At 68.5% G+C, this 23,229-nt stretch carries 24 protein-coding genes and 1 pseudogene; 11 read left to right on the top strand and 14 right to left on the bottom strand.

The genetic code is table 11. From position 1 onward, the window contains the following. The 3 genes from B2U11_RS04710 to B2U11_RS04700 all read right to left on the bottom strand — a co-directional run. Positions 1 to 75 (bottom strand): hypothetical protein (locus B2U11_RS04710; protein ID WP_292070280.1); only part of this gene is annotated, 75 nt, incomplete at its 3' end. Between the two features lie 66 nt (positions 76 to 141). Further along, a complete protein-coding gene (locus B2U11_RS04705) occupies positions 142 to 531 on the bottom strand; it encodes a hypothetical protein (RefSeq protein WP_292070274.1) in 390 nt (129 codons plus the stop codon). 252 nt (positions 532 to 783) lie between these two features. Further along, the gene (locus B2U11_RS04700; protein ID WP_292070273.1) at positions 784 to 1,326 is read right to left on the bottom strand and encodes a CarD family transcriptional regulator; all 543 of its coding nucleotides are present in this window, start codon (positions 1,324 to 1,326) and stop codon (positions 784 to 786) included. Positions 1,327 to 1,747: 421 nt separating this feature from the next. Between B2U11_RS04700 and cysD the strand changes: the two genes are divergently transcribed. Both cysD and cysN read left to right on the top strand, forming a co-directional pair. Continuing rightward, a complete protein-coding gene (gene cysD, locus B2U11_RS04695) occupies positions 1,748 to 2,695 on the top strand; it encodes a sulfate adenylyltransferase subunit CysD (protein ID WP_292070272.1) in 948 nt (315 codons plus the stop codon). After that, on the top strand, positions 2,695 to 4,608 hold the full coding sequence (gene cysN, locus B2U11_RS04690; RefSeq protein WP_292070271.1) for a sulfate adenylyltransferase subunit CysN: 1,914 nt from the start codon (positions 2,695 to 2,697) through the stop codon (positions 4,606 to 4,608). Before cysD ends, cysN begins: the two co-directional genes overlap by 1 nt. Positions 4,609 to 4,655: 47 nt before the next feature. Here cysN and B2U11_RS04685 read toward each other — a convergent pair whose 3' ends face one another. Beyond that, the gene (locus B2U11_RS04685; RefSeq protein WP_292070278.1) at positions 4,656 to 5,453 is read right to left on the bottom strand and encodes a PhoH family protein; all 798 of its coding nucleotides are present in this window, start codon (positions 5,451 to 5,453) and stop codon (positions 4,656 to 4,658) included. A gap of 304 nt (positions 5,454 to 5,757) precedes the next feature. Here B2U11_RS04685 and B2U11_RS04680 point away from each other — a divergent pair, with 304 nt between their 5' ends. After that, a complete protein-coding gene (locus tag B2U11_RS04680) occupies positions 5,758 to 6,285 on the top strand; it encodes a gamma carbonic anhydrase family protein (protein ID WP_292070277.1) in 528 nt (175 codons plus the stop codon). A gap of 175 nt (positions 6,286 to 6,460) precedes the next feature. Here B2U11_RS04680 and B2U11_RS04675 read toward each other — a convergent pair whose 3' ends face one another. From B2U11_RS04675 to B2U11_RS04660, 4 genes are read right to left on the bottom strand one after another with little or no spacing between them, the layout of a single operon-like run. Then, positions 6,461 to 7,390, bottom strand: a complete 930-nt coding sequence (locus B2U11_RS04675) for a bifunctional riboflavin kinase/FAD synthetase (protein WP_292070270.1) — start codon at positions 7,388 to 7,390, stop codon at positions 6,461 to 6,463. Next, complete coding sequence (locus B2U11_RS04670; protein WP_201217020.1) at positions 7,390 to 7,851, bottom strand: MaoC family dehydratase; 462 nt, start codon at positions 7,849 to 7,851, stop codon at positions 7,390 to 7,392. Before B2U11_RS04670 ends, B2U11_RS04675 begins: the two co-directional genes overlap by 1 nt. Positions 7,852 to 7,889: 38 nt before the next feature. Continuing rightward, positions 7,890 to 8,759, bottom strand: a complete 870-nt coding sequence (locus B2U11_RS04665; RefSeq protein ID WP_292070269.1) for a TIGR01459 family HAD-type hydrolase — start codon at positions 8,757 to 8,759, stop codon at positions 7,890 to 7,892. A 44-nt stretch (positions 8,760 to 8,803) separates the two neighbouring features. Then, on the bottom strand, positions 8,804 to 10,078 hold the full coding sequence (locus tag B2U11_RS04660; RefSeq protein WP_292070267.1) for an EAL domain-containing protein: 1,275 nt from the start codon (positions 10,076 to 10,078) through the stop codon (positions 8,804 to 8,806). Positions 10,079 to 10,185: 107 nt separating this feature from the next. Here B2U11_RS04660 and B2U11_RS04655 point away from each other — a divergent pair, with 107 nt between their 5' ends. Both B2U11_RS04655 and B2U11_RS04650 read left to right on the top strand, forming a co-directional pair. Continuing rightward, positions 10,186 to 10,956, top strand: a complete 771-nt coding sequence (locus B2U11_RS04655) for an SDR family NAD(P)-dependent oxidoreductase (RefSeq protein WP_292070265.1) — start codon at positions 10,186 to 10,188, stop codon at positions 10,954 to 10,956. Between the two features lie 46 nt (positions 10,957 to 11,002). Further along, complete coding sequence (locus B2U11_RS04650; protein WP_292070276.1) at positions 11,003 to 11,965, top strand: lysophospholipid acyltransferase family protein; 963 nt, start codon at positions 11,003 to 11,005, stop codon at positions 11,963 to 11,965. On the opposite strand, the gene B2U11_RS04645 is transcribed toward B2U11_RS04650, so the two are convergent. The 3 genes from B2U11_RS04645 to B2U11_RS04635 all read right to left on the bottom strand — a co-directional run bounded on the left by B2U11_RS04645 (position 11,914) and on the right by B2U11_RS04635 (position 13,998). Next, positions 11,914 to 12,420: a response regulator gene (locus tag B2U11_RS04645; protein ID WP_292070264.1), complete on the bottom strand. Its 507-nt coding sequence runs from the start codon at positions 12,418 to 12,420 to the stop codon at positions 11,914 to 11,916. The genes B2U11_RS04650 and B2U11_RS04645 overlap by 52 nt on opposite strands. A 79-nt stretch (positions 12,421 to 12,499) precedes the next feature. Then, positions 12,500 to 12,700, bottom strand: a complete 201-nt coding sequence (locus tag B2U11_RS04640) for a DUF2093 domain-containing protein (protein ID WP_292070263.1) — start codon at positions 12,698 to 12,700, stop codon at positions 12,500 to 12,502. 41 nt (positions 12,701 to 12,741) lie between these two features. After that, a complete protein-coding gene (locus B2U11_RS04635) occupies positions 12,742 to 13,998 on the bottom strand; it encodes a cation:proton antiporter (RefSeq protein ID WP_292070262.1) in 1,257 nt (418 codons plus the stop codon). A gap of 161 nt (positions 13,999 to 14,159) precedes the next feature. Between B2U11_RS04635 and B2U11_RS04630 the strand changes: the two genes are divergently transcribed. The 5 genes and pseudogenes from B2U11_RS04630 to B2U11_RS04610 all read left to right on the top strand — a co-directional run bounded on the left by B2U11_RS04630 (position 14,160) and on the right by B2U11_RS04610 (position 17,778). Next, on the top strand, positions 14,160 to 15,089 hold the full coding sequence (locus tag B2U11_RS04630) for a mechanosensitive ion channel family protein (protein WP_292070261.1): 930 nt from the start codon (positions 14,160 to 14,162) through the stop codon (positions 15,087 to 15,089). Then, positions 15,089 to 15,493, top strand: a pseudogene (locus tag B2U11_RS04625) (beta-eliminating lyase-related protein); the annotation flags it as partial. The gene B2U11_RS04630 and the pseudogene B2U11_RS04625, both read left to right, overlap by 1 nt. Positions 15,494 to 15,524: 31 nt before the next feature. After that, on the top strand, positions 15,525 to 15,737 hold the full coding sequence (locus B2U11_RS04620) for a DUF2945 domain-containing protein (protein WP_292070260.1): 213 nt from the start codon (positions 15,525 to 15,527) through the stop codon (positions 15,735 to 15,737). Between the two features lie 14 nt (positions 15,738 to 15,751). Further along, positions 15,752 to 16,873, top strand: a complete 1,122-nt coding sequence (locus B2U11_RS04615; protein ID WP_292070259.1) for a DUF1176 domain-containing protein — start codon at positions 15,752 to 15,754, stop codon at positions 16,871 to 16,873. Next, positions 16,870 to 17,778 (top strand): NAD(P)/FAD-dependent oxidoreductase, encoded by a 909-nt coding sequence (locus B2U11_RS04610; RefSeq protein ID WP_292070258.1) that lies wholly within the window; start codon positions 16,870 to 16,872, stop codon positions 17,776 to 17,778. The genes B2U11_RS04615 and B2U11_RS04610 overlap by 4 nt, the downstream gene beginning before the upstream one ends. A gap of 7 nt (positions 17,779 to 17,785) precedes the next feature. Here B2U11_RS04610 and B2U11_RS04605 read toward each other — a convergent pair whose 3' ends face one another. Next, positions 17,786 to 19,609, bottom strand: a complete 1,824-nt coding sequence (locus tag B2U11_RS04605; protein ID WP_292070257.1) for a DUF885 domain-containing protein — start codon at positions 19,607 to 19,609, stop codon at positions 17,786 to 17,788. Positions 19,610 to 19,751: 142 nt separating this feature from the next. Here B2U11_RS04605 and B2U11_RS04600 point away from each other — a divergent pair, with 142 nt between their 5' ends. Beyond that, positions 19,752 to 20,027, top strand: coding sequence for a hypothetical protein (locus B2U11_RS04600; protein WP_292070256.1), 276 nt, complete (start codon positions 19,752 to 19,754; stop codon positions 20,025 to 20,027). Between the two features lie 92 nt (positions 20,028 to 20,119). On the opposite strand, the gene cckA is transcribed toward B2U11_RS04600, so the two are convergent. Together cckA and flhB are read right to left on the bottom strand one after the other, a co-directional pair. Beyond that, positions 20,120 to 22,153, bottom strand: a complete 2,034-nt coding sequence (gene cckA, locus B2U11_RS04595) for a cell cycle histidine kinase CckA (RefSeq protein WP_292070255.1) — start codon at positions 22,151 to 22,153, stop codon at positions 20,120 to 20,122. 71 nt (positions 22,154 to 22,224) lie between these two features. After that, a partial coding sequence (flhB, locus tag B2U11_RS04590) for a flagellar biosynthesis protein FlhB (RefSeq protein WP_292070254.1) occupies positions 22,225 to 23,229 on the bottom strand: 1,005 nt, incomplete at its 5' end.

Genomic DNA, 23,229 nt, shown 5'->3' with positions numbered 1-23,229 from the left:
GTCGTCGATCGACGCCGCCGCCAGCTTGGCGATCCCCGCCACGTCGTCGAGCAGGGCGATGAGTCCGGAAGGCATGGGCGGGATCTTGAGCTGAGGAGGAGGGCGTTCAGGCGTAGATCAGCGTCCACGCCTTGTCGATCTTCACCCAGTGGTTTCCTCAGCCGATCCGCTCTTGGGTGCTCGCGTAGACCGGAAGGCGGCGCTCCAGATCGCGAACATGCCGGACGCCATGATGAGCGTAAAGAGCAAGATGCCGAAGCCAAGCCAGGAAGGTTCTAGACTGAAGCCGACGACAACGAACACGTGAAGCGCAAGAACCAACAGATGCACGCCCGCCAGGACGATGGCGGTGTAGATGCGCCGCCATCGCGGCTTGAGCATCAGGCCTATTAGGCCGGGCCAGTCGGTCAGGTCCTCCGCGAGCGGATCGCGAGGGATGGTTCGCGATGTGGAGAATGGCAGGCGGATGAACAAACCCGCCGCGACGAACGACAAAAGCGTCACCACCGCCCCGATGGCCATTGCTCTCATGCTCATCCCCTCCGCCGACGTTCGGACCAGCCTCGGCGACAATCATTAAGGGCCGGTCGACCACGCAAAAGCAAAAGGCCCGGGATCGCTCCCGGGCCTTCGCTTGTTCGGCGATGTGTCGCGATCAGGCCGCTTCGGCGGTCGGGATCGGCTTCTTGGCGCTTAGGGACTTGGCCAGCAGTTCGACGGCGGCGTCCTTGTCGATCTNNCGGCGTCGCCGCCGGGCCTTTTTCATCAGTCGGTCGCCTGAGGTCAGGCGGCCTCGGCCTCTTCGGCCGCAGGAGCCACCGGCTTCTTGGCGCTGAGCGACTTGCCCAGCAGAGCCATGGCGGCGTCCTTGTCGATCTTGTTGGCGGCGGCGACTTCGCGGGCCATGCGGTCCAGGGCCGATTCATAGAGCTGGCGCTCGGAATAGGACTGTTCCGGCTGGGTGTCGGCGCGGTGCAGGTCGCGGACCACTTCGGCGATGGAGATCAGGTCGCCGGAGTTGATCTTGGCTTCGTATTCCTGCGCGCGACGCGACCACATGGTGCGCTTGACGCGGGCGCGGCCCTTCAGGGTCGTCAGAGCCTTGGAGACGGTGTCGTCGGCGGCCAGGGTGCGCAGGCCGGCGGTCTTGGCCTTCTTGGTCGGGACGCGCAGGGTCATCTTCTCGTGGTCGAAGGTCACGACATAGACCTCCAGGCTCATGCCCGCGACTTCCTGGGTTTCGATGGCCGCCACCTTGCCGACGCCGTGCGCCGGATAGACGACCGCATCGCCGACCTTGAACTCCAGACCCGTCTTGCTCGTCATAATCGTCCTTTCCCGGTCAGGGCCGGGCGAAGCGAAGGCGCGTCGAACGCAGACAGGTTCTCATCCACCGGCGGGGCCGCTGGATGAAAAGATGCAGGCGTCAGATGCGGAAACGGATCACCAAACCTCTGGCCGATCCCGCCTTCATGGACGGGATTCTGTCGCAAACACGGGCGGCGCGAAGATTCCGCGGACCGCCCGATCCAATGAAACAGAACCTATCACAAAATGACGGATTTTCAAAACGTCCACAGGGGCGACGGGGATTTGCGGCATGGCCGGTTCGTTTGTGGCGGAAATCGGGCAAGAAGCTGCGACGACAAAGATGCGGGGATGATTTCTGCTCGGCGGTCATAGTATCAATCGTTTGCGCCCGGCATGGCTTTGCGGTGAGTGGGCCGCCTTTGAACGAGCGAACGCCTTGCCTGTCAGTCCCGCCGCATCCCTGAAGACCCCCGCCGTCCCGCGCGAGCGGCTGACGCACCTGCAGCGGCTGGAGGCCGAGAGCATCCACATCATGCGCGAGGTGGCGGCCGAGGCCGAGCGTTCGGTGATGCTCTATTCGATCGGCAAGGATTCGGCGGTGATGCTGCATCTGGCCAGGAAGGCCTTCTATCCGTCCAAGCCGCCGTTCCCGCTGCTGCACGTCGACACGACCTGGAAGTTCCGCGCCATGTACGAGATGCGCGAGCGGATGGCGGCCGAACTGGGCTTCGACCTGCTGGTGCACCAAAACCCGGACGCCGTGGCGCGCGGGATAAATCCGTTCGATCATGGCTCGGCGCTGCACACGGACCTGTGGAAGACCGAAGGGCTGAAGCAGGCGCTGAACCTGCACGGCTTCGACGCGGCCTTCGGCGGCGCCCGGCGTGACGAGGAGAAGTCGCGGGCCAAGGAGCGGATCTTCTCGTTCCGCACCGCCGAGCATCGCTGGGACCCCAAGAACCAGCGGCCCGAGCTTTGGCGGCTTTACAACACCCGCAAGCGGCCGGGCGAAAGCATCCGCGTCTTCCCGATCTCCAATTGGACCGAGCTGGACGTCTGGCAATACATCCACCTGGAGAACATTCCCATCGTGCCGCTGTATTTCGCCGCCGAACGGCCGGTGGTGGAGCGCGACGGCGCGCTGATCATGGTCGATGACGACCGCTTTCCCCTGAAGGCCGGCGAGACGCCGCAGATGCGCTCGGTCCGCTTCCGCACCCTGGGCTGCTATCCGCTGACCGGGGCGGTGGAGAGCACGGCCGCGACCCTGCCCGACATCATCCAGGAGATGCTGCTGACGACGACGTCCGAGCGACAGGGACGGGTGATCGACCACGACCAGTCCGCCTCGATGGAGAAGAAGAAGCAGGAGGGCTATTTCTGATGGCCCACCAGTCCGACCTGATCGCCACCGACATCGCGGCCTATCTGGACGCGCACCAGAACAAGAGCCTGCTGCGCTTCATCACCTGCGGCAGCGTGGACGACGGCAAGTCGACCCTGATCGGGCGGCTGCTCTACGATTCCAAGATGATCTTCGAGGATCAGATGGCGGCGCTGGAGGCGGACAGCCGCCGCATCGGCACCCAAGGGGGCGACATCGACTTCGCCCTGCTGGTCGACGGGCTGGCGGCCGAGCGCGAGCAGGGCATCACCATCGACGTGGCCTATCGCTTCTTCTCGACCGATCGGCGCAAGTTCATCGTCGCCGACACGCCGGGGCACGAGCAATACACCCGCAACATGGTCACCGGCGCCTCCACCGCCGACGCGGCCGTGATCCTGATCGACGCGCGGCGCGGCGTGCTGACCCAGACGCGCAGGCACGCCTATCTGGTCAGCCTGCTGGGCATCCGCCACGTGATCCTGGCGGTCAACAAGATGGACCTGATGGGCTGGTCCCAGGCGGTGTTCGACGAGATCGTGGCCGACTTCTCCGCCTTCGCCGAGCGGATCGGGGTCGAGGATTTCCACGCCGTGCCGATGTCGGCCCTGCGCGGCGACAACATCGCCGAGGCCAGCGGCCGCTCGCCCTGGTACGCCGGGCCGCCGCTGATGACCTTGCTGGAAGCCCTGCCGGTCGACGACGAACTGGCCGCCGATCCCTTCCGCATGCCCGTGCAATGGGTCAATCGACCGAATCTCGACTTTCGGGGCTTTTCCGGCCTGATCGCGGCGGGGACGGTGCGGCCGGGCGATCGGGTGCGCGTGGCGCCGTCGGGCAAGACCTCGACCGTTCGGCGCATCGTCACCGCCGACGGCGACCTGGAGCGGGCGGTGGCGGGCCAGTCGGTCACCCTGACCCTGGCCGACGAGATCGACATCTCGCGCGGCGACGTGCTGGCGGCGGCGGACGCCCCGCCCGAGGCGGCCGACCAGTTCGAGGCGACCCTGGTGTGGATGGACGACGAGGCCATGCTGCCGGGCCGGCCCTATCTGCTGAAGATCGGCGCCAAGCTGGTCGGGGCGACGATCACCGAGCCCAAGCACAAGGTGGACGTCAACACCCTGGAGCAGCGCCCGGCCAAGCGGCTGGAGCTGAACGAGATCGGCCTCTGCAACCTGTCGCTGGACGCAGCCGTCGCCTTCGATCCCTATGCGGCGAACCGGGACCTGGGCGGCTTCATCCTGATCGACCGCATCTCCAACCGTACGGTCGGGGCGGGGATGCTGCATTTCGCCCTGCGTCGGGCGCACAACATCCACTGGCAGGACCTGTCGGTGGACAAGGCCGCCCGCGCCGCGATCAAGAACCAGCGCGGCCGGGTCGTCTGGCTGACCGGCCTGTCCGGCGCCGGCAAGTCGACCATCGCCAATCTGGTCGAAAAGCGCCTGCACGCCGATGGCCGCCACACCTATCTGCTGGACGGGGACAACGTCCGCCACGGCCTGAACCGCGACCTGGGCTTCACCGAGGAGGACCGGGTCGAGAACATCCGCCGCGTCGCCGAGGTGTCCAAGCTGATGGTGGACGCCGGCCTGATCGTCCTGGTCAGCTTCATCTCGCCCTTCCGCGCCGAGCGCCGCCTGGCGCGCGACCTGATGGCGCCGGGCGAGTTCGTCGAGGTGCACGTCGACACCCCCCTGGCCGTCGCCGAGGCCCGCGACGTCAAGGGCCTGTACAAGAAGGCGCGCGCCGGCGAGCTGAAGAACTTCACCGGTATCGACAGCCCCTATGAGGCGCCCGAAGCGCCCGAGATCGTGGTGGACACCACCACCATGACCGCCGAACAGGCCGCCGAACGCATCGCCGCCTGGCTGGACCAGGCCGAACCGCCGACGGACTTCAGCATCTGAAGCCCGCCGGCTCGGCTAGGTGCGAAGGTGAACTCTGAGCCTGGGTTTCAGAGCACCCCGATCATCGAGGCGACCAGAGGGTGGCGGACGATGTCGCGTTCGGCCAGGCGGACCACGGCGATGTCGTCGACCGCCTCCAGCCGCGCCGAGATGTCGGCCAGGCCCGAGACGCCGGGCAGCAGGTCGGACTGGTGCGGATCGCCCGTCACCACCATGGTCGAGTGCCAGCCCAGGCGCGTCAGCAGCATCTTCAGCTGAACGTAGGTGCAGTTCTGCGCCTCGTCGACGACGATGAAGGCGTTGTTCAGCGTGCGGCCGCGCATGTAGCCGATGGGGGCGATCTCGATCAGGCCCTCGGCCATCAGCGCCTTGACCCGCTTCATCGACAGCCGGTCCGACAGGGCGTCGTAGAGCGGCCGCAGATAGGGGGCCAGCTTGTCCTCCATGTCGCCGGGCAGGAAGCCGATCGATTCCCCGGCCTCGACGGCGGGACGGCTCAGCACGATGCGGCCGACCTTGCCCGCCTCCAGCGCCTCGACTGCCTTGGCCACGGCCAGATAGGTCTTGCCGGTGCCGGCCGGGCCGAGCGCCATGACCAGGTTGTGGTGGTCGATCGCCGTCATCAGTTCGGCCTGGCCGTCCGACTTGGGCTTGAGGGTCTTCAGATAGCCCTGGTCGCGGTCGTCGTTGGACGGATAGGGCGACCAGCCGCCCCGATCCGTGCGCTGCTCATGGGCATGGAGCCGCCGAACCTTGGATTCCTCCATGAAGTCCCGTGAATCGAGAATCCCGTGCTCACGGGCCTGACGCTTGATCGCCGCACGCTTGGTCATGGACGCCTCCAGGGCATGAAAAAAGGCGGACCCGCGTGGGCGCCGCCTTGGGTGGACTTGGGGAGGAAGAAATCGAAGCCTGCCGAATGGCCGCCCGGATCGACAGCGGGGCCGTCCGCAACGGGGATGTCCCGCCGCCTGACCGCCGCACCCGGATCCCAACGCGCCACGCGAAGCTCCGTCACTGACCGGACCGGGCTTGATCCGGCTTCGGATTCGGGGCCGATATGTCGGTCTCGAATCGCATCAACACTGTGATGCTAACGTGGTTTCCAAACGCTTAAAGCGTTCTTTTTTGAAGATGATCGGTGTTCGGATGACTGTTTACGCGCTTGACGACAAAAGTCCTCAGCTTCCGCCGGAAGGCGAATACTGGATCGCGCCAAATGCTGTGGTGATAGGGAATGTGATTCTGCACCGCGACGCCAGCGTCTGGTTCGGCGCGACGCTGCGCGGCGACAACGAGCCCATTACACTGGGCGAGGAATCGAACGTCCAGGACGGCGCGGTGCTGCACACCGATCCGGGCTCGCCGCTGACGCTGGGGCGCGGGGTGACGGTGGGGCACCAGGCCATGCTGCATGGGTGCGAGGTCGGCGACTACAGCCTGATCGGCATCGGCGCCGTGGTGCTGAACGGCGCGAGGATCGGCAAGAACTGCATCATCGGCGCCAACGCCCTGATCACCGAGGGAAAGGTCATCCCCGACAACAGCCTGGTCGTCGGCCAGCCGGGCAAGGTGGTGCGCGATCGCGATCCCGAGCATGTGGCGGTGCTGAAGATGTCGGCCGACCACTATGTGGCGAACTGGAAGCGGTATGCGGCGGGGCTGCGAGCGGTGTGATTTCTTTCGTCATCCTCCGGCAAGCCGCGCAGCGGCGCGGACCGGGGGACCCAGTGGCGCGCGTGAGTGCGAACCTGTCGCGGACACCAGCGGTCAGTGCTTCTGAACCATTTCGCCTTCGGCGCCGCTGGGTCCCCCGGTCTCGCTACGCTCGCCGGAGGATGACGAAAATGGGTTAGGCTTTCAGAATTCGCCGCGCGGCCGCCGCGTCCCTGTCGATCTGGGCCTTGAGCGCGTCGAGGCCGTCGAAGGCCTGTTCGCCGCGCAGCCAGGCGATCAACTGGACGTCCAGCGCCTGGCCGTAGAGGTCGCCGTCGAAGTCGAACAGCCAGGCCTCCAGCAGGGGCGTTTCCAGGGCGTACATGGGCCGCACGCCCAGGCTGGCGACGCCGTCGACCAGGCGGCCGTCGGGCAGGCGCGCGCGGATCGCATAGACGCCGTAGGCCGGGCGCATGTAGTCAGCCAGGTCGATGTTGGCGGTGGGCACGCCGATGGTGCGGCCGCGTTTGTCCCCGTGGATCACCGGGCCCCGGATGGCGAAGGGGCGACCCAGGATGGCGGCGGCGCGGGCCATGTCGCCGGCCTTCAGCGCCTCTCGAACGGCGCTGGACGACAGCTTCAGCCCGTCGGCGTCGTCGATCCGCTGGGCCACCGAGACGCCGAAGCCCAGGCGCTGCCCATAGGCCCGCAACGCCTCGGGAGAGCCGGATCGGCCCTTGCCGAAGGTGAAGTCGAAGCCGACGGCGGCGTGGCGGATTCCCAGGCCCTTGGCCAGGACGCGCTCGGCGAAATCGGCGTCGCCCATGCCGGCCATCTCGTCGTCGAAGGGCAGGAGGTAGAGGATGTCGACGCCCAGCGGCGCCAGGGCCTGGGCCATCTGGTCGGCCGTCATCAGGCGGAAGGGGGCGGCGTCGGGCTGGAACCAGCGGCGGGGATGCGGATCGAAACTGACCACGCCCAGTGGGACGCCCAGGCGTTCGGCGGCGGCGCGCGCCTCGGCGATCACGGCTTGGTGGCCCCGGTGCACGCCGTCGAAGGCGCCGACCGCGACCGCCGCGCCCCGGTCGGCGTCGGACAGGCCGCGCCAGTCCCGGACGATCCGCATCAGCGGGCGGAAGGCTTGCGCCGACGCGGCACCCGGACGACCGCGACGCCATCCATGATCAGGGCGCCGTTGACGAAGCCCTCGCAGCTCAGCTTCACGCGGGCCGAATCCGGCTCGACCTCGATGACGGTGATGACGACGCGGACTTCGTCGTCGATGCGAACAGGCTGGTGGAAGGCCAGGGTCTGGGAAATGTAGATCGACCCCGCGCCGGGCAGGATGGTGCCGACCACCGCCGAGCCGAACGAGGCGCTGAGCAGGCCGTGGGCGATCCGGCCGCGATAGGCGGTCTTGGAGGCGAAAGCCTCGTCCAGATGCACCGGGTTGAAATCGTCGGACGCCTCGGCGAACAGCTGGATTCGCTGCTCCGTCGCCACGACGATCTTCTCGGCGGCCATGCCGACGTGAAGTTCATCCAGGATATAGCCCCCGGACGGATGCTGTTGAACCAGATCGACCATCGGACGGCTTTAGCGGGGGTGCGGCGAAATGGCCATCCTCACCACGCCAGTTCGAGCGCGGCGTAGCGGGCGTAGGTCGTTTCCGCCTTCAGCAGATCGGCGGCGCGGGCGGGATCGAGGGCGCCGTCGGGACCCTTGGCCTGGTCGCCGTGGATGCCCTGGGCGATGAACAGGCAGTCCAGGCCCTGCGCATTGGCGCCCATGACGTCCGTCACCACGCCGTCGCCGATGCACAGGATGCGGGACCGGTCGACCGGTCCGGCCAGGAGCGCCTCGGCTTCGCGAATCGCCAGGTCGTAGATGGGGGCGTAGGGCTTGCCCGCCATGACCACGCGGCCGCCCAGCGATTCATAGAGGTCGGCCAGGGCGCCGCCGCAGTAGATCAGCCTGTCGCCGCGCTGCACAACCCGGTCGGGATTGGCGCAAATCAGCTCCAGGTCGCGCTGGGCGCCCTGCTGGAAGCGCTCACGGTAATCCTCTGGCGTTTCGACCTCGTCGTCGACCGGGCCGGTGACGGAGATGAAGGCGGCGTCGGCGGCGCCGGCGGCCCGGTCCAGGCCCAGTCCGGCGTAGAGAGGGGCGTCGCGCTCGGGACCGACGATCCAGGCCGGGCCGGGGGCGCGCTTGGCCAGTTCAGCACGGGTGGCGTCACCGGAGGTGACGAAGGCCTTCCAGCTGTCGCGCGGCACGCCCAGGCCATCCAGCTGGGCGATCACGTCCGTGGCCGGGCGAGGGGAGTTGGAGATCAGGACGACATGGCCGCCCTGCTGGTTGAATCGGGTCAGGGCCTGGCAGGCGTCCGGCCAGCTTTCGCGGCCGTTATGAATCACCCCCCAGACGTCGCAGAGCAGGATGTCGTAGTCGTCGGCGACGGCGCCGAGATGGGGCAGGGCTTGGGGGAGGGTCATGGAGCGGTCCTAGCCCGTCCGATGCGCCGCGAGAAGGGCGTGCCTCAGTGGAAGCGGCGACGCTGTTCGGCGCTGCGCAGGGTGGAGCGCAGGAACTCGGCCGGCGGGTCGGTCTCGGCCAGAACCTGCTCCTTGATGGCGCGCGGCTCGCCGAACAGGTGGCCCTGGCCCATGCCGACGTCCAGTTCCAGGATGTCGACCACCTGGCGCTCGTTCTCGACCTTCTCGGCGATCACCTCGACGCCGTAGCGACGAGTCAGGCCGGCGAAGTCGGCGGCCTGGATGTCGGGCATGGAGCGCAGGGGCGCGCCGCCGTCGAGGTCCAGCAACTGCTCGATCAGCAGGTCGGCCGAGACCTTGATGAATTTGACGTCCGAGCGCTGAAGGTCGGCGAAATCCAGGTCCAGGGTCTGGACCTTGTCCAGCGAGAAGCGGAAGCCCAGGTCGGCCAGCTTTGCCATGTTGCGCGCCTCGACGGCGCCGCGCGCGTCAAAGGTGGCCTGGCCCAGTTCGAAGATCAGCGCCTGGTTGAGGTCGCGATTCTCGCTCAGGAAGTCGAGGAATTTGGGAAAGAAGGCCTCGTCGCCCAGGCTGGTCAGGGCGACGTTGCAGAAGACGCCCACCTTGCGGTCCTGGCGCGCCAGCCGGCGCACAATCTGGGCGCAGCGGAACAGCAGCAGATTGTCGATGGCCGGCACCAGGCCTTCGCCTTCGGCGACCGACAGATACTCGGCCGGCATCATGACCCGGTCCGAGGCGTCGCGGAGACGGGTGAAGCTTTCGTAGAATATGGTCCGGCGCTGGGGCAGGGAGACCACCGGCTGCAGGTAGAGATCGACCCGGTTCTCGCTGAGCGCCTCGTGGATGGTCTGGAGCAGGACGTTGGACTGGGCCTGGCGACGGCCCTCGAAGGTGTCCAGGCCGATGGTCGGGGCGGCCGACAGGCGCTGGTCGATGCTGTCGCTCATCTGCTGGACCAGGCTTTCCAGCATCCGCACCTCGCCGGTCAGCTGGTCGGCGCCGGCCAGGGCCCCGGTCTCGATCGCCTCGGCCAGTTCGGTCAGGGCGCCCTGGGTCGACTCCATCGCATCGGCCAAGAGACGGTGCGCCTCGCGGACCTGGGCGATCTCCTTTTTCAGGGCGCGCCGCTCCGCCACGCCGGTGACGATGCCGTGGAAGGCGGCGAGCAGACCCAGCGCCCCCAGCGCCCCCGCCACGCCCGCGCCGATCCCCAGTCCGGCGCGCCACAGGAAGGCGCCCACGGTCAGGCCGAGGAACAGATAGGCGAAATAGAGGAAGCCCGAGGTGATGGTGCGCATCGTGGCGCTTGTCGCTCCCGTATGGAATCGCCCGAGTATCGGGGTATCAAGGACATTCGGCTAGAGCGGCGCGGGAAATATCCCCGTCCATAACCCAGGGGAAACGCATGGAACTGTTCGATCTGACCGGAAAGGTCGCCGTCATCACGGGCTCGTCGCGCGGAATCGGCAAGGCGATCGCCGAACGGCTGGCGGAACACGGGGCCAAGGTCGTGATCTCGTCGCGCAAGGCCGGACCGTGCGACGAGGTGGCGGCCGAGATCAACGGCAAGTACGGCGAGGGGCGGGCGATCGCGGTTCCCGCCAACATCGCCTCCAAGGACGAACTGCAGCGCCTGGTGGTCGAGACCAACAGCGCCTTCGGCCGGGTCGACATCCTGGTCTGCAACGCCGCGACAAACCCCTACGCCGGGCCGATGGCGGGCATCGCCGACGAGCAGTTCGAGAAGATTCTCCAGAACAACGTCATCTCCAACCACTGGCTGATCCAGATGGTCGCGCCGCAGATGCTGGAGCGTAAGGACGGGGCGATCCTGATCATCTCGTCCATCGGCGGGTTGCGTGGGAATGCGTTGATCGGCGCCTACAACATCTCCAAGGCCGCCGACATGCAGCTGGCGCGCAACCTGGCGGTTGAATACGGGCCGTCGAACGTGCGGGTGAACTGCATCGCGCCCGGCCTGGTGAAGACCGATTTCGCCAAATATCTGTGGGAGAATCCCGAGCTGCTGAAGACGGTCACCGAGCCCGCGCCGCTGAAACGGATCGGCCAGCCCGATGAAATCGCGGGCACGGCGGTCTATCTGTGCAGCCCTGCGTCGGCCTATGTGACCGGCCAGACCCTGGTGGTGGACGGCGGACTGACGATTGCCTGGTGAACACGAGCGCTCAAGCAGCCCAGAGGGCGGTAGCGCGGAGCAAAATCTGCGCCCAAGCAGCCCAAAGGGCGGTGGCGCAAAAGACTTTCGGCAGGATGTCGTCTGGCGGCTGGAGGCGCTCGCCTTCCGGTCGCTGTTCGCCTTCCTGCGGCTGCTGGGGGTGGAGCGGGCCTCTGGCCTGGGCGGCTGGCTGCTGCGGACCCTGGGACCGCTGACGGGCACCCAGAAGACGGTGATGCGCAACCTGCGGATCGCCTTCCCCGACATGGAGGCGGCCGAGCGACAGCAACTGGCGCTGGACCAGTGGGATCAGACCGGTCGAACCTTCGCCGAACTGGCGGTCATGGACCGGCTGACGCCCGAGGGCGGACGCGTCGAGGTGGAGGGGATGGAGCGGCTGCACGCCATCCGCGACAGCGGCCGGCCCGCCGTGCTGATCTCGGGCCATCTGGCTAATTTCGAGGTGATGGCGGCGGTCATCATGGCCTCGGGCGTGCCGTGCCAGGTCACGTATCGGGCGGCGAACAACCCTTACGTCGACGCCCTGATCCGCCAGAGCCGCGAGCGCTACGGCATCCGGCTGTTCGCGCCCAAGGGCGACGGCACGCGCGAGCTGATGGCGGGAATGAAGCGCGGCGACTCCATCGCCCTGCTGGTCGACCAGAAATACAATCAGGGGCCGGAGGTCGAGTTCTTCGGCCAGCCGGTCAACGCCTCGCCCGGCGCGGCGCGGCTGGCCTTGAAGTTCGGGACGATCATGCAGCCGCTGTCGGTGACGCGACTGCCGGGCGTGAGGTTCCGCGTGACCGCGCATGAGCCGATCGTGGTCCAGGAAACCCAGGACAAGGCCGCCGACGTGCTGGCCGGCGTGCAGGCCGCCAACCGCTTCGTCGAGGATCGCGTGCGCGAACATCCCGTGGACTGGTTCTGGGTCCACAAGCGCTGGCCCGACAAGGTCTATGCGGCGCTGGATCGTCCGTCGGCGGACCGCCTGAACGGGCCGGCGTAGCCCTCCAGGTCGCGGCGGCGACGGCAGGGGCCGAAATAGCCGTCCGTCTTGACGAAGGCGCGGGGCTTGAAGATCACCGCATTGAGCCGGTCCAGCACCGCCTTGGCCGTGATCGGCTTGACCACGAACTCGGTGACGCCCGCATCGCGCGCCTCGGTCACGCGCTTCTTCTCGGCGTGGCCGGTCATCATGATGATGGGCAGATAGACGTTGGGACTGTCGGGGCTGTTGCGCACCAGACGGGTGAACTCCACCCCGTCCAACGGAAACATGTTGAAGTCCACGATGGCCAGGTCGACGGGATACTGGCGCAGCAGTTCGAAGGCCGTCGCGCCGTCCGGCGCTTCGCGCACGTTGCGGATATTGGCGGAATGCAACACGGCGGCCGCGATGGCGCGCATGTGCTGGTTGTCATCGACCAGAAGGACGTTGAGCGATTGCAGGGCGGCGGTCATGAAAGGCTCAGTCTATGGACCGCCACGATGACGCCGAACCATTGAGGATCAGTGTTCAAGCTTCGCCGTACGATGGGTTCTAATCGGCCGTGTTCAGGCGCGCTATGAACTCGCCCGGACCCCAATAGGCTTCCTGGCGGGTCGGGCTCCAGTATCGGAGCGCCTCCAGGGGAATCGCCTTGTCGGTGACGGCGCACCGCACGAAGCGCCCCGGCTTCAGGACGGCGAATTCGCCGTCGCCGTAGTGGAGGGTCGCCAGTTCGGTCGTTGCGGTGTCCATGGGGCGACGATAGCGCGGCCGGCGGCGCCCGCAAGGGGCCTTTAGGCCGATGCGGGCGGGCTGACGGCGTCCAACACCGGGCCGTCGGCCGCCTCGGGCTCGGCGCCCCTGGGCGGCTTGGGCTTGCCGCCCAGCCGGTCGGTCAGCTTGAACACGAACGGGTTCAGCGAGATCGACAGCAGGGCTGCGGCCAGGATCAGGTCGTGGGTCTCGCGGCTCATCGCGCCCAGGCTGACCCCCAGGGCGGCCAGGATGAAGGAGAACTCGCCGATCTGGGCCAGGCTGGCGGCGACGGTGAAGCCGGTGGGGCGATCCAGGCCGAACTGATGCGTGATGGCCAGCGCGGCCAGAGACTTGCCGACGATGATGATGCCCAGGACGCCCAGCACGGCCCACGGTTCCCGCACCAGGATCATCGGATCGAACAACATCCCCACCGAAACGAAGAACAGGACGGCGAAGGCGTCGCGCAGCGGCAGCGACCGCTCGGCGGCGTTATGGCCCAGCGGCGAGGCGTTCATCACCAGGCCGGCCAGGAAGGCGCCGAGCGCGAACGAGTGGAACAGGAAATAGGCCACCCAGGCGATGCCCAAGGCGATGGCCAGGACGCCCAGGGTGAACAGCTCGCGCGACTTGGTGTGGGCGATGCGGATCAGCAGCCACGGCATGACGCGGCCGCCCACGACCAGCATGACGCCGACGAACAGCGCCACCTTCAGCAGGGTCCAGCCGACGTTGGCGCCCAGGGCGCCCAGGTCCATCGGCGTGCCGGCCGGCACCACCACCATCGGCAGCATCACCAGGGCGATGACGATGACCAGGTCCTCGACAATCAGCCAGCCGACGGCGATACGGCCGATCTCGCCCTTGACCTGCTTGCGTTCCTCAAGCGCGCGCAGCAGCACGACGGTGGAGGCGACGGACAGGGCGAAGCCCATCAGCAGGGCCTCGACGTCCGTCAGCTTCAGCACGAAGCGGCCCAGGGTCCAGCCCAGGACGGTCGCGACGGCGATCTGGACCAGGGCGCCGGGCACGGCGACCTTCCTCACCTGCATCAAATCCTTGGGCGAGAAGTGAAGGCCGACGCCGAACATCAGCAGGATGACGCCGATCTCGGCCAGTTGAGGAGCCAGTTCGGTGTCCGCGACGAAGCCGGCGGTGTAGGGGCCGACCAGAACGCCGGCGACCAGATAGCCGACCAGGGGCGATAGTTTCAGACGATGCGCCAACATGCCGAACACGAAGGCCAGGACGAAGCCCCCGACGAGAGTGAGGATCAGGCTGTCGGCATGCGGCATCGGGGCTCCTGTCGCGGGCGAGGGGTCGGCTTGCGGAATGCTTTGCAGTTGGTGACCGTTTTGCGATTCGACAAGGCGACGCGGTGTCGCGCAACTGCGTTTCGGCCGCAGAATTTCCCGGGCGGGGTTCCAATCGCCCGCTGAGGCGTTAGACCCGCCGCATGTCCAATCCCACGCCCATAGCCGAAGCCGTCGCGGCGGGTCGACAGGCCGTCGCCGTCGACGCCGCCCTGGTCGCCAAGCTGGTCGACCTGGCCGGCGACTTCGCCATCAACCTGACCATTGCGGTGCTGATCTTCGTCATCACCGTGTTCGCCTCCAAATGGGCGGCGGGGGCGGCGAGGCGGGCGCTGTCGCGCGTGCGCGGCTTCCGTCACGATCCGACGGTGCTCAGCTTCGCCACCCAGGTGGTTCGGGTGGTCGTCATCATCATCGGCATGATCGCCGTTCTGCAACGGCTGGGCGTGCAGACGACCTCGATCATCGCGGTGCTGGGCGCGGCGTCCCTGGCCGTGGGCCTGGCGCTGCAGGGCACGCTGTCGAACGTGGCGTCCGGCATCATGCTGCTGATCCTGCGGCCCTACAAGGTCGGCGACGTGATCGACGTGGGCGGGATCGCCGGATCCGTGCAGAGGCTGGACCTGTTCACCACGCAGCTGTCGAACGCCAACAACCACAAGATCGTCATCCCCAACGCCAAGGTTCTGGGCGACACGGTCACCAACATCACCGGCCAGCAGACGCGGCGGATCGAGATCAACTTCACCGTTGGCTACGGCGAGGACCTGAGCCAGACGCGCGAGGTCCTGACCGGCGTCGCCGGGGCGCACGCCAAGGTGCTGCACGACCCCGCGCCGTGGGCCGGGGTGACGGGCCTGCTGGACAGCGCGGTTCAAGTGACGCTGCACGCCTGGGTCCAGGTCGGCGACTGGTGGCAGACCCAGGCCGACCTGATGCAGGCCGGCAAGGAGGCGCTGGACGCCGCCGACATTGAAATTCCGTTCCCGCATCAGGTTGCCGTGCCCTATCGGGAGGATGTGGTTCCCCTGGTTCAGCTGAGAGCTGTCGGGACCGTCGACGAGGACAAGTGATGCGTTACGATTTCGGGTCCGACAACACCGCCGGCATGGCGCCGAGTGCGGTGGATGGGCTGGTCCGGGCGAACGAGGGATTCGCGCGCGCCTATGGAGCGGACGACGTCACCGCGCGGGCGGCCGATCAGATCCGTCAGCGGCTGGACGCGGACGCCGAGGTGCGGTTCGTCTTCAGCGGCACGGCGGCCAACGCCATCGCCCTGTCGATGCTGGCCTTGCCGTTTGAAGCGGTGCTGGCCCACAACGCCGCCCATGTCTGCACCGACGAAACCGGCGCGCCCGGCTTTTTCGGACACGGACTGGGGCTGATCGGCCTGCCGGGATTTTCCGGCAAGATCGACCCCTTGGCGCTGAAGGCCCAGTTGGACGAACCCGAAGTCGGTCATCGCCAGCCGCCTGCTCGCTGAGCATGACGCCAAGACGGAGGACGCCATGACCGAAAAGACCTTCAAGGCCGGCGACACGGTGCGCTGGGACCACAGCCAGGGCTCCAGCCAGGGCGAGGTGGTGCGCAAGCTGACGCGGCCGACCAAGATCAAGGGCCACAAGGTCGCTGCCTCGAAATCGGAACCGGAGTATCTTGTCGAGAGCGACAAGACCGGCGCCCGGGCCGCGCACAAGCCCGACGCCCTGCGCAGGGCCTGAGCGGGAGACCACCGATGAGACCCCTGGCGATCTGCGGCCTGTCCGCCCTTCTGCTGGCCGGATGCGGCCAGGGCGCCCGCCCGAATGGCGACGACCAGGGCGACGCCGCCGCTCCCGCCTCTGCGGCGGCGGCGAACCGACCGGCCGGCGATCTTCTGTCCGCCCGCCCCGAACAGCGGGAGTTCCGCGACTGGCGCGCCGCCTGCGACAACGGCGCGGCCTGCTTCGCCTTCGCCCCTTCCACCCTGCCCGACCAGGGCTGGCTGCGGCTGAACCTGACGCCGGAGGCGCAGGCCGCGCCCCGCATCACCGTGGGCCTGTGGTCGCCCGGCGCGGAAGGCCTGGCCCCCGACGCCCCGCTGACCCTGACCATCGACGGCCGCGCCTTCGTCACGCAGCGCGACCCGGACGCCGACCTGCCTGTCGGCCAGGTGGAGGCCGCCGACGCCCCCATCGTGGCGCGGGCGCTGGCGGCGGGGCGCAAGGCGACCCTGTCGGCGGGCGGCCAGCGCGTCGACCTGTCCCTGGCCGGCGCCGCGGCGTCCCTGCTGTGGATCGACGAACGGCAAGGCCGGCTGGACACGCCCGGCGCCCTGGTCCGCGTCGGCGATCGTCCCGCCTCGACCCGCGCGCCCGACCTGCCCCGGGTGACGGCCGCCCCGCCCGCCGACCAGGCCGGCTTCGGCGACGAAAACCAGACCCTGCCCAAGACGATCGAGGCCCTGCCCGCCGTCAAGGCCTGCCGCCAGGAGACGGCCTGGAACGAATATGTCCAAAAGGCCGTCTTCTCGGCCCGCCTGTCGGCAGACCAAGAGCTGTGGGCCGTGCCCTGTTTCGCCGGGGCCTACAACCTCGGCTCGGCGGTTTATGTGACCGGGTCGAGGGGCGCCGACCCCACGCCGGTCGCCTTCCCCACAGCTGAGGGCGGGACGGTCGACACCGTGGTCAACGCCGAATACGACGCCGCGACCCGCAGTCTGAGCGCCTTCAACAAGGGCCGCGGCATCGGCGACTGCGGCATCGCCCAGCGCTGGGTGTGGAACGGGCGCGGCTTCGCCCTGGCCGAACAGTCCGAGATGCGCGAATGCGCCGGCGTGCCGCGCGACCTGTGGCCGACCCTGTGGCGCAGCCGGTGAGCCCGCCCGAAATCCTGATCGTCGGCGCCGGGCCTGCGGGCCTGACGGCCGCGACCTATCTGGGCCGGTTTCGTCGCAACGTCCGCGTCGCCGACGGCGGCGAACCCCGCGCCTGCTGGATCCCGCTCAGTCACAACATGCCCGGCTTTCCCGCCGGCATCGGCGGCCCCGCCATCCTGGAGCGGATGCGCGAACAGGCGCGCGAATACGGCGCCGACATCCGCCCCGGCCGGGTCGAGCGGCTGATGCGCGACGCCGACGCCCTGGTCGCGGTGATCGACGGCGAGCGGATCGCGGTCCGCGCCGTGCTTCTGGCCACCGGCGTGGTCGACCACCACCCCGACCTGCCGGGCGTCGAACGCGCGGTGCAGCGCGCCCTGGTCCGCATCTGTCCGATCTGCGACGGCTACGAGGCGACCGGCAAGGCGGTGGCGATCCTGGGCGACAGCGACAAGGGCGCGCGCGAGGCGGCCTTCATGCGCACCTATTCTGACCGGGTGACGCTGATCCATGTCGGCCCGCCCGAGCACCTGACCCAGGTGGACGAGATGGCGCGCCTGGGGATCGAGGTCGTCGCCGCCCCGCTGGAGGGCGTGCAGCTTCAGGACGACCGCGTCACCGCCCTGGACTGGGGCGGCCAGAGCCGGGCCTTCGACCTGATCTATTCCGCGCTGGGCACGTCGCCGAACGCCGAACTGGCCCGCGACCTTGGCGCGCGCCTGGCCGACGACGGCCGGTTGGAAGTCGATTTGCACCAGGCCACCAGCGTGCCCGGCCTGTGGGCCGCCGGCGACGTGGTGCGCGGCCTCAACCAGATCGCCGTCGCGACCGCAGAAGCCGCCGTCGCCGCCACCGACATCCACAACACCCTGCGACGGGCGGACGGCTGGACGGTGGCGGACTGAAGGCGCGTCAGGCCACCGTGGCCTTCCAGTCGCCGATGACGCGTTCCAACACCGTCAGGGGCACGCCGCCGGCGTTCAGGCCGGTGTCGTGGAAGGCGCGGATGTCGAACTTGTCGCCCAGGTCGCGGCGGGCGTTCTCGCGCAGTTCGACCCATTTGGTGTGGCCGACCTTGTAGCTGGAGGCCTGGCCCGGCCAGACGCAGTAGCGCTCGACCTCGGTCGTGACTGCGCTTTCCTGGTCGCCCAGCGTGTCGACCATGTAGCGGATGCCTTGCTCGCGGCTCCAGCGCTTGGCGTGCAGACCAGAATCCACGACCAGGCGCGCGGCGCGGAACATCAGCGACTGCAGATAGCCGATGCGGCCCCAGGCGTCGTCCTCGTAGGCGCCCATCTCGTCGGCCAGCTGCTCGGCGTAAAGGCCCCAGCCCTCGGTGTAAGCCGAGAAGCCCAGGATTTTCATCAGCATGGGGGTGTCGGCGTTTTCCTGCTGCAGGGCGATCTGGTGGTGATGGCCCGGCGTCGCCTCGTGGTAGGTCAGGGTCGGCAGGGTCCAGCTGGGCCATTCCGCCGTGTCGCGCAGGTTGATGTAGTAGTAGCCCGGCCGCGACCCATCCAGGGCCGGGCTGTTGTAATAGCCGCCGGGCGCGCCCGCCTCGATGGCCTTGGGCACGCGCTTGACCTCGACCGGCGACTTGGGGATGCGGCCGAAATACTGGGGCAGGCGCGCCTCCATGGCGACGATCTGCTCGTTCAGCTTGCCCAGCAGTTCTTCCTTGGCCTCGTCCGTGTTCGGATAGATGAAGCGCTGGTCCTTGCTCATGGCGGCGATGCGCTCGCCGACCGAGCCCTGGGTCATGCCCTCGGCCTTCAGCAGTTCGTCGGCCCGCGCCGTCAGCTCGGCCACCTGGGCCAGGCCCATCTCGTGGACCTCGTCGCCGGTCATGTTGGTGGTGGTGAAGTAGCGCAGGCCGAAGTCGTAATAGGCGTCGCCGTTTGGCAGACGCCAGGCGCCGGCGTCGTGCACCGCCGTCGGCTGGGCGGCCTTGAATACGTCCGCCTGGCGGTTCAGCGCCGGCAGCACGCCGGAGGTGACGATCGCTTCGGCGCGCGCGGCCCAGTCGCCAGGAATGGCCTTTTCCGCGGTCCGGCGACGGATGGACTCCACCAAGGTCAGGCTGGCCGGTTCGGCGCCGGTGATCGCACCCATCTGCTGCAGGGTCTTGGCGATGATGAAGTCGGGCGGCACGGCGCCGGCGGCGAAGTCGGCCCGCACCCGCTCGGTCTCCTGATCCAGCGCGGGGCCGAACGCCTCCAGGCGCGACAGATAGGCCTCCGCGTCCTCGGCCGTCTCGATCGAATGCTGGCTGTCCAGGAAGTCCGGCAGGCTCTGATAGGCGCCGCTCAGCTGGCTGACGGTGTAGGGCGAGGGGAAGAAGCCGCCGCCGTAGGGGAAGTCGTAGCCGCTGACCACCGTGTCGCCGAAATACTTCAGCGTATCGTAATGCACGGCCGAGGCGGCCGGCAGGGCCGCGCGATCGATGGCGGCCAGATCGGTCATCGCCTGGCGGAACTTGACCTTGTCGGCCTCGACCTTGGCCTGGGACCGGTCGTCCAGCCGGGACTTCATCGCCGCGTTCGGCCCCTTGTCGAAGCCCAGGCTGGTCAGGGTTTCGGGCGAGTCCAGCAGCATCTCCTTGAAGATGCGGTCCATCAGCGCGTTCAGCTGGCCGGCGGCGTCCGCGGCGGGCGCGGCCTGCGCCAGGGCCTGGCCCGAGGCGGCCAGCGCCGCGCCGGCGGCGGCGGTGAACATAAGGCGGCGACGATCGATCATGATTTCAGCTCCCCAAGGACAGGCGCACACTGGACCCCCGGTCCGTCCGCGTCGCAAGCGAAATGTGTCCGCGTCGCGGCCTCGCGTTTCAAGAGGGACAGTTGGCGGAGCGAAGGGCCGTCTCGATGCCGTCCAGACGCGCTTGGACGGCGCGTTCGGCGTCGGGCCGAGCCATCGAATAAAGGACCGGACGTTCCAGCCGGACGCCGGCCGGGCATCGCCGACAAGCTGTATCCGCCGCTCGATGTCGCGCGCCGCCGCCTGGGCTTGGCGCAACTGGCCGCAGCTCATGGCCTGCCCCTCGGCGACCGACCAGGCCGGCGCCATCGGGTATCGCTTTCCCGCGCAAGCTCCCGCCGCCAAACACCCCAAGGCGATCACCGCAGCCACGTTGATCTTCGACATCGTCCGCCCCTGATACACGCCGCATCCAGCGGCTCTTCACGGGTTGGTCATGCGTCGTCCGGCAGCGCCAGGCCGGTTAAACCCCTGTAAGGTCGCCCAGCTCTGCTACGCCGCGTGCAGTTCCTGCTTCACGCGCTCGGCCAGGGTCTTGATGTCCAGGGGCTTGGGCAGGAAGGACACGCCCTTCTCGTCCTGCAGCAGGTCCGAGAAATCGCTCTCGGCGTAGCCGGAAATGAACATCACCGGCGCGTCGCCCAGGTAGGGTCGCGCCTTCTTCAGCAGGGACGGCCCGTCCAGGCCGGGCATGATGACGTCCGAGATCAGCATGTCGATCTGGCCGGCGTGCTCCTCGGCCAGCAGCAGGGCCTCCTCGCCGTCGGCGGCCTCGATCACCTCATAGCCGCGCTGGCGCAGCAGGCGGGCGGCGATGCCGCGCACGGCCGCCTCGTCCTCGACGAACAGGATGCGGCCGGCGCCCGACAGGTCGCGCGGCGCCTTGACCTTGACCTCGACCGGCTGGACCTCGGCCAGTTCGGCCTCGCCCGCGGCCGGCAGGAAGATGCGGAACACCGCCCCGCCCGGCTCCGCATTGCCGACCGTGATGTGGCCGCCCGCCTGCTGGACGATGCCGTAAACGGTGGCCAGGCCCATGCCGGTGCCCTCGTTGACCGCCTTGGTGGTGAAGAAGGGCTCGAAAATCTTGTCGACCAGTTCGGGCGGCACGCCCGGCCCGGTGTCGGCCACCTCGATCAGGGCCACCTCGTCGGTCGTCGCCTCGGCCCAGCCCAGGCCGCGCGCCTGTTCGGCCGTCAGACGCCGGGTGCGGATGGTCACGACGCCCGCGCCGGGCTCGACATGGCCGCGCATGGCGTCGCGGGCGTTGACGGCCAGGTTCATCACCGCCGTCTCCAGCTGGCTCTTGTCGGCCACCACCACCGGCAGGTCGCGGCCGTAGTCGGTCTCCAGCCGCACGTCCTCGCGCAGCAGGCGGCGCAACAGGATGGCGAACTCGCCGACCAGCTCGCCCAGGTCCAGCCGCTCGCGCCGCACCGTCGACTTGCGCGAGAAGGCCAAGAGCTTGCGCACCAGGTCGGCGGCGCGGATCGCCGTCTGGCGGATCTCGTTCAGCCCCTCGTAGGACGGATCGCCGACGGGGTGCCGTTCCAGCAGGCCGCTCAGCTGCAGCTGGATCGCCGTCAGCAGGTTGTTGAAGTCGTGCGCCACGCCCCCCGCCAGTTGACCGACGGCCTGCATCTTCTGGGCCTGGCTGAGCTGCAGCTCCATCGACTTCTGCGCCGAGACGTCGAACAGCCAGATGCGGCGCCGGTCGCCCTCGGGCGCCACATAAAGATGCAGCGCCTTGTCGGGGAAGGCGCGCGCCACCAGTTCGATCGGCCCGGACGATCCGGCGGCCAGCTTGGCCCGCGCCTCGATCACGCCGGCGGCGTCGAACAGGTGACCGAAGGCGGCGTCGCGCGCGGCGGCCGGACCGGTCAGCACCTGCAGCGCGGCGTTGGGCTCCTCGGTGCGGCCCGCGAACAGGTCCTCGCCCGCGATCACCGCCGAACCGAAGGGCGCGCCGGCGGCCATGGCGCGGGCCTCTCCGGTCACGGTGGCGGGCGCGGGACGCGGCGCCACCGGCACAGGCAGGACGGCCTCGGGCGCCGCGCGCAGCAGGAAGCGACCCTCGCCCGCCTGACCGATCACCACCTCGACCTCGCGCGCGCCGATGGTGACGATGGCGTGGCCCGGCTCGCCCTTCCGCGCCTGGGCGAAGGCCATGTACAGCGCCTGGGCCGACTTGCCGCGCGGCAAGGCGGTGGTCGCCCCGTTCGCCTCGGCCCAGGCGGCGTTGAAGGCCAGCACCTGGCCCGAGGCCCAGACCAGGGCCGCCGGCTCGGCCATCGCGTCCAGGATGTCGATGGCGGCGTCGCTGTCGGGGCTGCGCGGCTCGGCCCGGCGGAAGGCGAACAGGCCGATCAAGGCGATCAGGCCGGCGGTGACGATCAGCATCAGCCCCGGCGCCGATAGCGGGTCCGAGCGGAAGGCCGGATAGGCCATCGCCGCCACGGCCAGCACCAGCCCGACCGCCATCACGACCAGCAACGGATCGAAGGGCAGGCGTCGGGGAGCGGTCATGGGGCCTCGCGGCGAAGGCGAATCAGAAAGCCGATCATACGCCCAATTGCTGCCGGACCCTTACCAGCGCCCTATCGCCGCCGCCGCGACTGGAAGACGAAGCCGATGATCTTGGCGGCGGCCTCGAAATGCTCTTTCGGAATGACCTCGTCGACCTCGACCTGGGCGTAGAGGGCGCGGGCCAGCGGCACGTTCTCGACGATGGGCACGGCGTGCTCGCGCGCCACCTCGCGGATGCGCAGCGCCAGGGCGTCGACGCCCTTGGCCACGCAGATCGGCGCCCCGTCGCCCTGATCCGGCTCATAGCGCAGCGCCACCGAATAGTGGGTCGGGTTGGTGACGATGACGGTGGCGTTGGGCACGTTCTGCATCATCCGCTGGCGGCTGCGCTGCATGCGGATCTGGCGCAGCTTGGCCTTCACGTGCGGATCGCCCTCGGTCTGCTTGTAGTCCTCTTTCAGCTCCTCCTTGGACATCCGCATCCGCTTGGCGAAGCGGAACTTCTGCCACAGGAAGTCGGCCCCCGCCGTGGCCCCCAGCAGGATGATGGCCGCCACGAACAGGGCGATGGCCAGGTCGCGCGCGAACGGCAGCAGGGCCAGGGGGCTCATCGCCGCCAGGTTCTCCAGCTCGCGCGCGTGGGGTTTCAGCACCAACCAGCACACCACGCAGACCGCGATCAGCTTCAGGAAGGTCTTCAGGAACTGGACCAGGCCGTCGATCCCGAAGATGCGCTTGAACCCCTCCAGCGGGTTCACCTTCGACCATTTGGGCTTCAGCTTGTCGCCGGTGAAGATCAGGCCCGACTGCGCCAGGTGCCCGCCCGCCCCGCCGACGATGGTGGCCAGCATCACCGTCCCCAGGAAGGGCGCCATGGCCCACAGGGCGTGGGCGAAGATCTCGGTTCCGCCGCCGCCGTCCAGCGCGCCCAGCATCTCGTGCGGCTGGGCGATGAAGGGCAGCAGCTGCTCGGCCATCGACGAGGCGAACCAGCCCCCGCCGCCCAGGATCACGGCGGCCGCCCCCGTCAGGGCCATGACCTGGCCGACGTCGGCGGACTTGGCGACATCGCCCTT

The organism is Brevundimonas sp. UBA7534, from assembly GCF_002479325.1.
Taxonomy (GTDB): domain Bacteria; phylum Pseudomonadota; class Alphaproteobacteria; order Caulobacterales; family Caulobacteraceae; genus Brevundimonas.
This window is presented reverse-complemented; position numbering and strand designations above follow the sequence as displayed.